This is a genomic window from Desulfuromonas soudanensis, assembly GCF_001278055.1.
GTDB lineage: Bacteria > Desulfobacterota > Desulfuromonadia > Desulfuromonadales > WTL > Deferrimonas > Deferrimonas soudanensis.
In genome coordinates, this window is record NZ_CP010802.1 from 1,627,490 (window position 1) to 1,639,719 (window position 12,230).

A 12,230-nucleotide genomic window follows, 5' to 3' on the forward strand; every position below is an offset into this window, starting at 1 on the left:
CGTTCAGGACTTCAGAAGCTAGCAACATAGGATGTTTCTGTCAACGGAAAAGCCCTGAGAGCCACTGTTTTGTCCGCCAGTCCTCATCCCGGGGGACGAAGCGCAGGGTTCCGTCGAGATCGGTGCGGAAGAGATGAAGACCACGGTCATGAAGAGAAGAGAGGACTTCGGGGTGGGGAAAGCCGTAGGGATTGCCGGCTCCGAGAGAAGCGAAAACCTGCTTCGGCCGGAAACGGTCGAGAAGGAGTTCCGGCTTCGACCTGCGGCTGCCGTGGTGGGGGAGTTTGAGGAGGGACACCGGTCTTTCGGGCATGGCGCCGACAAGTTCCCGCACCCCTTCTTCTTCGAGATCGCCCGTCAGCAGGGCCCCCGCACCGTCCTGCCGCACATAGACGACCAGGGAGCCGTCGTTTCCTCCGTCGCGGCCCCTTCGGGGAGCAAAGAACGCCAGCTCATGGCGACGATTCTCCGTCACCGGAAACCAGCCGGAGGGGAGGACGACCACCGGGATCCTCCGCTCCGCCAGGGTATTCCGTAACGACTCGTGCAGCTGGTGCACTGGGGTGGAAGACCAGAAGGTGCCGACCTTGAAATGTTCGAGGATGTAAAGGAGACCCTGGCGGTGGTCCGGGTGGTCGTGGGTAAGAACGACCCCGGTCAGGGAACGAATCCCGAGGCGCCCCAGGGCCGGGGCGATGAGTCTTTCTCCGACATCGAAGGTCTCGCTGTAGAGTCCTCCGCCGTCGATGAGATAGGCCTCGCCGCTGGCGCAGGTCACCAGGAGGGACTCCCCCTGGCCGACGCTCAGCGCGGTGATGCCGAGATGGCCCGGAAGGGGAGAGGGGAGGATCAGGGCGCACCACCCTGCGGCGGCCAGGGTGGCGCGGAGCAGGAATTGCCTAAGGCTTGTTCCCTGAAGCAGCACCGCCAGGAGGATGACGAAGAGACCGGTTATCTCCGTCGGGTTCGGATAGAGGCGCCAGCCTCCGAGAAGGGGGAGGGCGACGACATGGCGAAGAAGGTTGAGGACGCCCTCGATGACCCAGGCGCAGAGATGAAAAAGGGCCTCGGCTCCCGAGGGCCACCAGGGAACGAGAAGAATGCCGCCCAGGCCGAGGGGGACGGCGCCGAAACCGATCAGCGGGATCGCCGCCAGATTGGTCAGAAGCCCTGCGGGGGCCAGCAGGTGAAAGTGGAGAAGAACAAGGGGCGCCGTGGTGAGGGTGGCGGCCAGGGTGGAGAGGAAGACGCCGGCCATCCAGCGCGGTCCCTTGGGGAGGGTACTCAACGGTCTGCTCCAGCGAGGCACGAGAACGAGAATCCCCAGAACCCCGGCAAAGGAGAGCTGAAATGCCGGCTCGAAGAGAGCCAGCGGTTCGAAGAGGAGCAGGAGAAAGGCAGCGGAAACGAGGAGTTTCAAGGGCGGGGTATTGCGGCGCCAGAGAAGGAGCGCGGCAAGGGCCAGGGCGATGAGAAAGGCGCGGCGGGTCGGCAGGGCGTTGCCGGTGAGGAGCAAATAGCCATAGAGGAGAGGGATGAGGAGTGCCGGCAGGAAACGCCCCGGAGGCGCCAGGAGGAGGAGGGTCGTCGAACGGCAATAGGCGAAGCGGAGGGCGCTGTAAAGGAAGAAGGCGATCAGTCCCAGGTGCAGCCCCGAGATGGCGAAGAGGTGGGAGACGCCCCCTTCGGCCAGGAGTTGCCGCTGATCGACCGCCACTCCCCCCTTGTCGCCGATGACCAGGGCCTTGACCAGAGGGGCCAGCGCCGCATCGGCGACGCCGGCGTCGATGGTCCGGCCGATCCTCCCCCGCAGCCGGGATGCCGCAGTTTGCGGACCGTTTAGGGTGGCGCGGCCGAGGGGGACGATCTCCGCGGCATTTTCCAGGGAGGCGGTCACGAAGATCTTCCGGTTCGCCAGGAATCGGGGGTAGTCGAACTCACCGGGGGTGCCGAAGAGCCGGGGCCTTCTCAGACGGGTGCGAAAACGGATCCGGTCTCCGGCGGCCACCTCCGGCGTCCCTTCCCGCAGATAAAGGCGGAGCCGGCCGTGGACGGCGGCGGCGACGCCGTCGTTGGCGACGGTCCGGGTTTCGATGTCGAGGACGGCGCCGGTTCCGGGGCGGAAGGAACTCTCCAGGACCGTCCCCTCGACGATCAGAGGGGTATTGCCGGCAAAGGCGCCGATATGACTGTTGTCCCGGGGGAAATCGAGGTGCTGGTGGTACTGGGCCCAGCCGCAGAGAAAGAAGAGGCCCCAGAGAAGGAACCGGGACCAACTGTGTCGTCGAAGGCCCAGCCACCCTCCGGCAAGGGTCAGGGCGGCGGGGACCAGGAACGGCCAGGGTCCGAGAAAGGGGGCGGCCCCCAATCCCGCAGCATAACTGAACAGATAGGACGCAAGGGCCATGGAAAAGGGGTCAGGGGAGGGGGGCGAGAGTGGCCAGGAGTGCCAGCAGGGTGTCGATCTCGGCGAGGGAGGGGGGGGCATCGTCTGCCGCCAGGCCGATCAGTATCCGGTAGTCGGAACCGGCAGAGCGTCTCCCCTTAAGGATCAGGGCATCGAAGCCGGCCCGGGGCGGAAGGGTGATTTCCAGGGCATTGGCGGCCGACAGAAAGTAGGTTCCGGCAGGGAGGGTCTGCAGGTAGGGGGGGAAGGATAGGGTGCTGCGGTAGCGGTCATTGACGAGGGCCTCGGTGGGCACCTCGGCCAGGCCCCGCAGCCAGAGGTCGAAGACTCCGGCTCCCGGGGGGACGAAATCGAGCCGCACCTGAGCTGGAGCGGCCCCGGCCCGCAGCCAGGCGCCGCCGCTCGGTTCGCCGAGAAAACGGGTGGAGACGACGGCGGCCCCTCCCGTGCCGGAGGCGGTTTCGGCTTCGATCAGGGTCGACTCCCCCGAAGGCGGGAGGAGCGGCTCGAGAGCGAGTGCCCGGGCCGCAGAGACCGCCATGGCCTCCCTGCTCAGGACGTTGTCGGGGCGCCAGCCGGAAAGAGGCTCGATCGGCACCAGGCCGGGGGCGTCCAGCTGCAGGTAGTCGATGGCGCCGTCGGGAGGGAGGTCGACGATGACTTCCTGGGGTCCGGCGGCCAGTTCCACCGTGGCAACGGCAACTTCTTCCAGGCGCTGCGGACCGTCGACGCTGAAGGTCTGGCCGGCGATGTGGAGGCGGAAGCCGGGGACGCGCAGGGATGCGCTCAGTCGGTAAAGGCCGCTGCGGGGAAGGAGGAATTTCAGGTGCGCCCTGGTGGGCGTCGCAATACCGCTGACCCACCCGGTGCCGCTGAAATTGCCGAAGGTACGGAAATCCTTTACGGAAACCATGTCGTCGGGCTGCTTGGTCAGTTCAGCCTCAAAGCGGAAGCGGCGAGCGCCGCCGAGAATCTCCAGATAATCGTCGTCTTCGGGTTCGTCGGGGAGCCCGAAGGAGAGCCCCAGGGTCTCGACGAGATTGATCATCCAGTCCCGTTCGGTCGGGACGGGGGGCGAAGCGGAGGCACCGATTGAGGGGGAAGCCATCCCCAGCAGGAGAATGGCCAGCAGCGCAAGTTGAGTTCTCAACGGCCGATTTCCTTTCGTTGTGACGATTGGAAAAGGAGGTTATCACAGCAGGCAACCTTTGGAAAGTGTGGATGCGGGCGTTTCAATGATCCGGCGGCAATCGAGATGCGAACGGTTGTTGGAATACCAATTGCAAAACTTATCGACTGAACGTTTTCAAAGTGCTCGGGATGGTCGATGCGGGGACGGACCGATTCCCCTTGCGGTCCTTGGCCCCGGCGAATCGGGTCGCGGACCTAATTGAGTTGACCTAGACGCGGGTCGTTATTTTGACAGGATCAGGCGTTCGGACGTGTCGTCATTTTGACAAATGAGGAAGTAAAAAGCAGCCGATGTCGCCGCGGGTCTTTTGTCTCGGGCAATTTGCACATTTTTCCAGCTCGGCCGCTGAACAAAGGAGTAAGGCGAAATCATGAATCCCAAAATACTGCTGGCCGGTTCGCTCTTCACCCTTCGCAGCCACATCCATTATCTCTTCGAGGACGCAGGCTACGGAGTCCTCCGGGCCGGGGACGGCCTGGACGCCCTCGCCCAACTGGTCGAGGGCCCGGAGGTTGGACTCCTCGTGGTCACCGAGGAGCTCTCCAAACTGAGCGGTCTGGAGTTGGCCTACGAAGTTCGCAGAAGTCCCAGGCTGTGTCATCTTCCCGTCGTCGTCGTAGCCGAAGCGGAGAAAATGGAAGGAATGGCGGACCTGATCTCCCCCCCGGTGGCGCTGGTCGCCCTTCACGCGACGGCAGAACAGCTCGTCGCCGCGGCAGGAGAGCTCCTGACGCGGGTTTCCTGCGCCGGCCGGGGTCTCGGCTGACAATCAGGTTAGTATTTTCTACTTATGGCGCAGATCCTGCATTGCGAAGAATCGTTGCGATCGGTACTGGTTGAGAAAACTGGCCATTTGAATCCGTTTTGGCGGAAATAGAGGTTAAATATGGAGAAAATGACTGGAGCCAAGTTTCGGAAATTGACCTTTGAGGGGGATATTACCCTGCGGGAGGTCAGCGCTATGGCCGATGAATTCAGGGCGGCCCTCAAGGAGGACGAGCACCTGACGATTAACCTGGAGGGGGCTACGGACATCGACCTCTCGGTCCTGCAACTGCTGTGTTCGGTCCATCGCTCCCTGGCGGAAAAGGGGAAACAACTCGACATTGACGGAACGATCCCCGGGACAATTTCCCGCAAGGTTGTGGAGGCGGGATTTCACCGCCACCTGGGGTGTTCCTTCGTGAACGGCCATCAATGCATCTGGACCGATGCCTTGACAACCTGAAGATTGTCTTGGGAGTGACTGGCCCTTGGCCTTAAGCAGAGACCCGAGCGCACCTGGCGATAATTAAATAGAAGAAGAGGGAACGATGAACAAAACAAAAAAAATCATGGCCGTAGACGATTCGCCGAGCATTCGGCAGATGCTCAGCTTCACCCTCAAACAGGCCGGATACGAGGTGGTCGAAGCGGTGGACGGCAAAGATGCCCTGGCCAAGTTTGCCGCCGAAAATATCCAGATGCTGATTACCGATCTCAACATGCCCAATATGGACGGGATCACCCTGATTCGCGAAATCCGCAAAAATTCAGCAAACCGCTTCATGCCGATCATCATGCTGACCACCGAGTCTCAAGAGACCAAGAGGCAGGAGGGGAAGGCGGCCGGCGCCTCGGCATGGATCGTCAAGCCCTTCAAGCCCGAGCAGCTCCTCGGCGTGGTGCGCATGGTGCTGGCATGATCGACACCTTCAGGGAAACCTTCCGGGAAGAGGCCCTCGAAATTCTCGCCGAGCTGGAGAACTCCCTGCTGCAACTCGACGAGCAGCCGGAAGACGCCGAGGTGATCGACCGGGTGTTCCGCGCCCTCCATACCATCAAGGGGGCCGGCGCCATGGCCGGATTTGACGACGTCGCCGACTTTACCCACGACATTGAATCGGTCTACGACCTGGTGCGCAGCGGGCAGATTCCGGCGACCTCGGATCTGATCAGTCTGACCCTCGCCGCGCGCGACCAGATCAAGACGATGGTGATCTCCTCCTTCGGCGGTGAAGCGGCCGAGCCTGTGGAAACCGCGCGCATCATGGAGGCCTTTCGCGCCCTTCTCCCCAGGGTTGCGGCGCCGACCCTGGAGAAGGCGGCTCTTCCTCCTTCGGCCGGGGCCAGGGGGCCCGAGGTCACCTACCGCATCCGTTTCCGCCCTTCCCGCGAACTTTTCCACCGCGGCATCAATCCCCTGGGCCTCCTGAGGGAACTCGACCGGCGCGGTCACTGCCGTATCGTCGCCCAGACGGACGTCATCCCGCCTCTGGAGGAACTCGATCCCGAACTCTGCTACACCTACTGGGACGTGATTCTGACCACCACCGAGGACATCGAGGACATCCGCGATGTCTTCATTTTCGTCGAGAGCGAAAGCGAGCTGACCATCGACGTCATCGATGACGGAGGACTCCTCGACCAGGACGGGGATTACAAGAGGCTCGGCGAAATCCTCGTCGAAAGGGGGGACCTCCCCGCCGAGGATCTTCAGCGGATTCTCGACGAAAAGGAGCGCCTCGGCGACATCCTCCTGGAGCGTAGACTGGTCGACGGCTTCAAGATCGAATCGGCTCTCATCGAGCAGGAGGAGATCAAAGGGTTGCGCCTCGGCCGACAGAACCTCGAATCGGTGGCCAGCGTCCGGGTGCGCTCGGAAAAACTCGACAATCTGGTCAACCTCATCGGCGAACTGGTGACGGTCCAGGCCCGCCTCACCCAGACGGCCGCCGGGAGCCGGAATGCGGAACTGGAGGCCATCGCCGAGGAGGTCGAGCGGCTGACCTGGGACCTGCGGGATCAGGTCCTCAACATCCGCATGCTCCCCATCGGCAGCACCTTCAGCAAATTCAAACGCCTGGTCCGCGATCTCTCTTCCGAACTCGGCAAGAACGTATCGCTGGTGACCGAAGGGGCCGAAACCGAACTCGACAAGACGGTGATCGAGCGTCTCCACGATCCGCTGGTCCATCTGATTCGCAACTGCGTCGACCATGGCATCGAAAAGCCCCAGGAGCGCGCCGCCAAAGGAAAGGCCTCCCAGGGGAAGGTCTATCTCTCCGCGTCCCATTCCGGCGCCACGGTGATTCTCGAGGTCAGAGACAACGGCGCCGGCCTCAACCGGGGGGCAATCCGCGCCAGGGCGGTGAAGCGCGGCCTGCTCCCCCCCGAAGGGGAGATCTCCGATCGCGAACTCTTCAAACTCATCTTCCTCCCCGGCTTCTCCACCGCAGAAAAGATTTCCACCGTTTCCGGGCGCGGGGTCGGCCTCGATGTGGTGCGACGGGTCATCGAGGAGATGCGCGGCACCGTCGAGGTCTCCAGTCCCGATGGCGAGGGGACGGTCTTTACCATCAAGCTCCCCCTGACCCTGGCCATCATCGACGGACTGCTGGTGAAAATCGGTGCCGAATCCTACGTTTTTCCGCTCTCCGCCGTGGAGGAATGCATCGAACTCAAAGGGGAGGACGCCGCCCGCAGCCACGGTCGCAACCTCGTCAATCTCCGCGGCGAGATCATCCCCTATATCCGGCTGCGGGATCAGTTTTCCGTCCACGGGGTTCCCCCGGAGATCGAACAGATCGTTGTGGTGCAGCTGGCCAGCCAGCGGGTCGGCTTCGTCGTCGATCAGGTCGTCGGCGAGCACCAGACGGTGATCAAGTCCCTCGGCCGCATGTATCAGGGGGTCTCCGGTCTTTCGGGAGCGACCATCCTCGGCAACGGCAGTGTCGCCCTGATCCTCGATCTGCGCCAGCTCCTGCAGATGCAGGAGGAGGCCGAGGACCTCTTTTCCGAGGGTCTTCAGCAGAGTCTGCGACAGATGACCAGAAGTTAAACAACGGGTTTCAATTCAAACAGGGACCCTGTCTTTGGAAGGTCTCTAAAAAGAGAGGGAGGGGCGTGTGAACATCTTTGCCAAATTGACCGGGGCCTTCGCCATCGTCGCCGTTATCTGCGCAATGGTCGGCACCGTCGGCTGGTACGGAATCGACAGGACCGAGGAGAGTCTGGCCACGGTCAGCGACGTCAAGCTTCCGGGGATTCAGGGTCTCGGGCTGATCATGGAGTCGATGAACGCCATCAAGTCCGCCGAGCGCACCCTCCTCATTTCCGGGCTGACCTTGGAAGATCGTCGTCATGAAATGGACAACCTTACGACGCGCCGGGCCGAGTTGCAGGAAGGTTTCGACATGTACGCACCCCTGCCGAAGGATCCAAGGGAAGAGGTCCTGTGGAACAAGATCGTTCCTGCTCTGGAGACCTGGACGGGGGAGCACGATAAACTGATCGGCTTTTCCTCCCATATCACCCTGGACGATGTGGAGCAGCTTCAGGCGGCCCTGTTTACCCGCAAAATGGACCATTTCCAATGGGCTTGGGGCCTGGAGTCGACCATCGCCGACAACGAGCAATTCACCGGGCAGCTCAATCCCGAACTCTGCCGGCTCGGCGAATGGCTCAAGGGTTACACCACCGAGGATGCCAAGTTCAAGGGGATCCTGGAGAAATTCAGGGAACCCCACGAGCGGCTGCACAAGTTCGGCCATACCATCAACGGTCTGATCGCCGCAGGGAACCAGGAGCGGGCCCATAGCGTCTATAATTCAGAGGTTATACCCGTTCTCGCCGAAGTCAGCGGCATCTTTGATGACGCGATGGGTTATGTCAATAACGACCTGGAGAGCCTTCATCAGGCCTCGGCCATCGGCTTCGGCAGCGGCCGCAGCTCCTTTAACGCCCTGATGGCGCTCCTTGACGAGTTGACCCCCCTGAACCGGCAGCTCGCCGCGGAGGAACGGGCTACGGCGGCACAACAAGCCGGTCAGAGCAAGGGACTGGCGGTGGCCGCCGTTCTGCTCGGCGCACTCATCGCCATGGTCTTCGGTTTCCTCATCTCCCGGGGGATCGCCAGGCCGATGAACCTCGGCCTGCAACTGGCCGAAGAGATCGCCAAGGGCGACTTCCGCATGCGTCTCAACCTCAACCGCAAGGACGAAATCGGCCGCCTCTGCAATGCCCTCGACGATATGGCCGTCAGTCTGCAAAGTTCCGCCGATCTCGCCGGCGAGATCTCCCGGGGGAATCTCACCGTCGATGTGCAGCTCGCCTCGGACAAGGACCAGCTCGGGACGGCGCTGAAGAGCATGGTGCAGATTCTCAACGACGTGATCGGGCAGGTGCGGGGCGCCACGGACAACGTCTCCTCCGGCAGCCTGGGGATGAGCGCCTCTTCCCAGGAAATGTCCCAGGGCGCCTCCGAACAGGCGGCGGCGGCCGAGGAGGCCTCCTCCTCCATCGAGGAGATGACGGCCAATATCCGCCAGAACGCCGAGAACGCCATGCAGACGGAGAAGATCGCCATCAAGGCGGCCCAGGACACCCGGGAGGGGGGAGTTGCGGTCAAGGAGACCGTCGGCGCTATGAAGCAGATCGCCAACAAGATCATGATCATCGAGGAAATCTCCCGCCAGACCAACCTGCTGGCTCTCAACGCCGCCATCGAGGCGGCCCGGGCCGGGGAGCACGGCAAGGGGTTTGCGGTGGTTGCCGCCGAGGTGCGCAAGCTCGCCGAGCGGAGCCAGATCGCCGCCGGAGAGATCAGCGGCCTCTCGGTCACCAGCGTCGAGGTCGCCGAACGAGCGGGAAAACTCCTCGACGTCATCGTCCCCAATATCCAGAAGACCGCCGAACTGGTTCAGGAGATCAGCGCCGCCAGCCGCGAACAGGACGCCGGCGCCGAGCAGATCAACAAGGCGATCCAGCAGCTCGACATGGTCATCCAGCAGAATGCTTCGGCTTCCGAGGAAATGGCCTCCACGGCCGAGGAGCTCTCCAGCCAGAGCGAGCAGCTGCAGGAGATGATCTCCTTCTTCTCCATGGCCGACTCCCTCCAGGGGAAAGGGCGCAAACGCCTCGGCGTCACCCAGGAGAAAAAGACCGCGGCGGAGAAGCTGCGCATCGCCCATTTGAAAAAAGACGAAGGGGCGCCGGCGCGATCCGGAGTCTTTACCGGCAAGAACGGTTCTGATACTATGCCCGGCGGCGTCAGTCTCAACCTCGACGGTCGCGGGGACAAACTGGACGACGATTTCATGAGCTTTTAGGAACCAACGTCATCAGGAGAATCGATATGAGTATGGCAAAAACAGAGGATGTCCAGCAGTATGTGACGTTCAAGCTCGGCGACGAATGTTTTGCCGTCGAGGTGAGCCGGGCCCGGGAGATTCTCGACTTTCGCGAGGTGACCCGGGTTCCCCAGACCCCCAAATTCATGCTCGGGGTTCTCAATCTGCGAGGGAGCGTTGTTCCCGTCATCGACATGCGCCTCAAACTGGGGATGCCCGCCACGGAAAAGACGGTCAATACCTGCATCATCGTCATGGAGATCCAGGTCGACGGCGATGTGCTGGTTGTCGGGGCGCTGGCCGATTCGGTTCAGGAGGTGAGCGAATTCGACCCGGAGCAGATCGAACCGCCGCCGCGGATCGGCTCGCGGCTCAAGACCGAATATATCCGCGGCATGAGCAACGTCGACGGACAGTTCATCATCATCCTCGATATCGACCGGGTCTTTTCGGCGGAGGAACTGACGCTGGTGGCGAGCGCCGGTGAAGAGGCCGAGGCGAGTTGAGACGGTGACGGCGGAAGTGACCAATCAGGGATCCGACCGGGGAATGCCGTCCATCTCGGACAGCGGCTTCCGTCGTTTCAGCGAGCTCATCTATTCTTTGTGCGGCATCAAGCTCCCGCCGCACAAGAAGACCATGCTCGAGGCGCGGCTGCGGCGAAGGCTGCGCAGCCTCGGCTTCGGCACCTTTGACGAGTACGGGGAGTACGTCTTCAGCCCCGAGGGGATGGAGAACGAGCTGGTCAGCATGATCAACGAGGTGACCACCAACAAGACCGATTTTTTCCGGGAGCCGGCCCACTACCCCTTTCTCGTCGACAAGGTCCTGCCGGCCCTGATGCGCGACTTCGAGGTGGGGATCGGCCGTCCCCTGCGCCTGTGGAGCGCCGGCTGTTCCACCGGCGAGGAACCCTACACCCTGGCCATGGTCCTCAGCGAATTTGCCGACAGGGTCCCGGATTTCGATTTTTCCATATTCGCCACCGATATCTCCACCAAGGTCCTCGAAGCCGCCCGCCTCGGGATCTATCGTCTCGACAAGGTCGAACCGGTTCCCGAGGGGCTGAAGAAAAAATATCTGCTGCGCAGCCGCGATCCGGAAAAGAAGGAGGTACGGATCGTTCCTGCGCTTCGGGGGCGCGTCGCCTTCCGGCGTCTCAACTTCATGGACGAGGATTTCGGGCTCACCGAATCCTTCGACATCATCTTCTGCCGCAACGTGATCATCTATTTCGACCGGCCGACCCAGGAGCGCCTGCTGAAGCGATTCTGTGAGCATCTCCCCAGGGATCGCTACATCTTCATGGGGCATTCCGAAACCCTCAACGGCCTGCGCCTTCCTCTCAAGCAGGTCGCTCCGTCCATCTACCAGAGAATCTGAGGCGGCATGGCTGCATCATCCAGAATCAAGGTACTGATCGTCGATGACTCGGCGGTGGTGCGTCAGGTGCTCACGGCGATTCTGGCCACCGATTCCGCCATCGAAGTCATCGGTGTCGCGGCCGATCCCCTGATCGCGGCGGAGAAGATCCGTCAGCAGCGACCCGACGTCATCACCCTCGATGTCGAAATGCCGCGAATGGACGGCCTGACTTTCCTGCAGAAGATCATGAGCCAGCATCCCATTCCGGTGGTGATGTGCTCGAGCCTGACGGAAAAAGGAGCCGAAGCGTCCTTCCGGGCCCTGCAATACGGCGCGGTCGACATCATCAACAAGCCGCGCCTCGGCGCCAAGCAGTATCTTGAGGATTCGGCGCTGCAGATCTGCGATACGGTCAAGGCCGCGGCCCAGGCGCGGCTCAGGCCCCTGAGCGACCGCTCCCACACCCTCGAGCCGAAGCTCAACGCCGACGCCGTTATCCGTCGCGTCCCGGTGGGGGAGAGTTTCAAAACCACCGATAAGGTCGTGGCCGTCGGCGCTTCGACGGGGGGCACCGAAGCGCTGCGCCTCTTCCTCGAGGCCCTGCCGCACGACGCTCCGGGAATCGTCATCGTCCAGCACATGCCCGAGCATTTTACCGCCGCCTTCGCCAAGCGCCTCAACGGCCTCTGCCGGGTGGCGGTCAAGGAGGCGGTCAACGGTGACACCGTCATCCCCGGGCGGGCGCTCATTGCCCCGGGCAACCGCCACATGCTCCTCAAACGGAGCGGCGCCCGCTATTATGTCGAGGTCACCGACGGGCCCCTGGTCTGTCGCCACCGCCCCTCCGTCGACGTCCTCTTTCGCTCCGTGGCCCGCTATGCGGGGAAAAACGCCATCGGGGTGATCATGACCGGGATGGGAGACGACGGAGCGCGGGGGATGCTGGAGATGAAGGAGGCCGGAGGGTACAACCTGGCCCAGGACGAGGAGTCCTGCATCGTCTTCGGCATGCCGAAGGAGGCGATCAAGGCCGGTGCGGTCCACCTGGTGCTGCCCCTGGAGAAGATCGCTCCGGCCGTTCTGAGGGCACAGCTCCTCCTCGATGCCGCACCCGGCGAACGGGGGCGCAAGGAACAACAGCTTCGCGATGCCATTT

9 protein-coding genes and 1 pseudogene are annotated in these 12,230 nt (G+C 62.5%); 8 read left to right on the forward strand and 2 right to left on the reverse strand.

Features of this window, described 5'->3' with window-relative positions:
- Positions 1–40: 40 nt before the first annotated feature.
- Positions 41–2,407, reverse strand: coding sequence for a DNA internalization-related competence protein ComEC/Rec2 (locus DSOUD_RS07270; RefSeq protein WP_053550389.1), 2,367 nt, complete (start codon positions 2,405–2,407; stop codon positions 41–43).
- A 10-nt stretch (positions 2,408–2,417) separates the two neighbouring features.
- Positions 2,418–3,557: a hypothetical protein gene (locus DSOUD_RS07275; protein ID WP_053550390.1), complete on the reverse strand. Its 1,140-nt coding sequence runs from the start codon at positions 3,555–3,557 to the stop codon at positions 2,418–2,420.
- 412 nt (positions 3,558–3,969) lie between these two features.
- On the opposite strand from DSOUD_RS07275, the gene DSOUD_RS07280 reads away from it, so the two are divergent.
- The 8 genes and pseudogenes from DSOUD_RS07280 to DSOUD_RS07315 form a co-directional block, all read left to right on the forward strand.
- Complete coding sequence (locus DSOUD_RS07280) at positions 3,970–4,365, forward strand: response regulator (protein ID WP_053550391.1); 396 nt, start codon at positions 3,970–3,972, stop codon at positions 4,363–4,365.
- Between the two features lie 120 nt (positions 4,366–4,485).
- Positions 4,486–4,827 carry an STAS domain-containing protein gene (locus DSOUD_RS07285; RefSeq protein ID WP_053550392.1) on the forward strand — a complete coding sequence of 114 codons (342 nt, stop codon included), beginning with the start codon at positions 4,486–4,488 and terminating at the stop codon, positions 4,825–4,827.
- An 85-nt stretch (positions 4,828–4,912) separates the two neighbouring features.
- Positions 4,913–5,284, forward strand: a complete 372-nt coding sequence (locus tag DSOUD_RS07290; protein WP_053550393.1) for a response regulator — start codon at positions 4,913–4,915, stop codon at positions 5,282–5,284.
- Positions 5,281–7,419 (forward strand): chemotaxis protein CheA, encoded by a 2,139-nt coding sequence (locus DSOUD_RS07295; protein WP_096335430.1) that lies wholly within the window; start codon positions 5,281–5,283, stop codon positions 7,417–7,419. Before DSOUD_RS07290 ends, DSOUD_RS07295 begins: the two co-directional genes overlap by 4 nt.
- A 67-nt stretch (positions 7,420–7,486) precedes the next feature.
- Entirely contained in the window at positions 7,487–9,688 is a 2,202-nt protein-coding gene (locus tag DSOUD_RS17765; protein ID WP_082351119.1) for a methyl-accepting chemotaxis protein, read from the forward strand.
- Positions 9,689–9,714: 26 nt separating this feature from the next.
- The gene (locus DSOUD_RS07305; RefSeq protein WP_053550394.1) at positions 9,715–10,215 is read left to right on the forward strand and encodes a chemotaxis protein CheW; all 501 of its coding nucleotides are present in this window, start codon (positions 9,715–9,717) and stop codon (positions 10,213–10,215) included.
- Between the two features lie 43 nt (positions 10,216–10,258).
- The gene (locus tag DSOUD_RS07310) at positions 10,259–11,092 is read left to right on the forward strand and encodes a CheR family methyltransferase (RefSeq protein ID WP_082351120.1); all 834 of its coding nucleotides are present in this window, start codon (positions 10,259–10,261) and stop codon (positions 11,090–11,092) included.
- A gap of 6 nt (positions 11,093–11,098) precedes the next feature.
- Positions 11,099–12,160 (forward strand): annotated as a pseudogene (locus tag DSOUD_RS07315) (protein-glutamate methylesterase/protein-glutamine glutaminase); the annotation flags it as partial.
- Between the last annotated feature and the right edge of the window lie 70 nt (positions 12,161–12,230).

What these genes read in the sequence shown, in the direction of transcription:
- DSOUD_RS07290 (WP_053550393.1), top strand. Translation starts at nt 4,913, where the DNA reads ATGAACAAAACAAAAAAAATCATGGCCGTAGACGATTCGCCGAGCATT.
- DSOUD_RS07310 (WP_082351120.1), top strand. Translation starts at nt 10,259, where the DNA reads ATGCCGTCCATCTCGGACAGCGGCTTCCGTCGTTTCAGCGAGCTCATC.
- DSOUD_RS07280 (WP_053550391.1), top strand. Translation starts at nt 3,970, where the DNA reads ATGAATCCCAAAATACTGCTGGCCGGTTCGCTCTTCACCCTTCGCAGC.
- DSOUD_RS07285 (WP_053550392.1), top strand. Translation starts at nt 4,486, where the DNA reads ATGGAGAAAATGACTGGAGCCAAGTTTCGGAAATTGACCTTTGAGGGG.
- DSOUD_RS07270 (WP_053550389.1), bottom strand. Translation starts at nt 2,407, where the DNA reads ATGGCCCTTGCGTCCTATCTGTTCAGTTATGCTGCGGGATTGGGGGCC.
- DSOUD_RS07295 (WP_096335430.1), top strand. Translation starts at nt 5,281, where the DNA reads ATGATCGACACCTTCAGGGAAACCTTCCGGGAAGAGGCCCTCGAAATT.
- DSOUD_RS07305 (WP_053550394.1), top strand. Translation starts at nt 9,715, where the DNA reads ATGAGTATGGCAAAAACAGAGGATGTCCAGCAGTATGTGACGTTCAAG.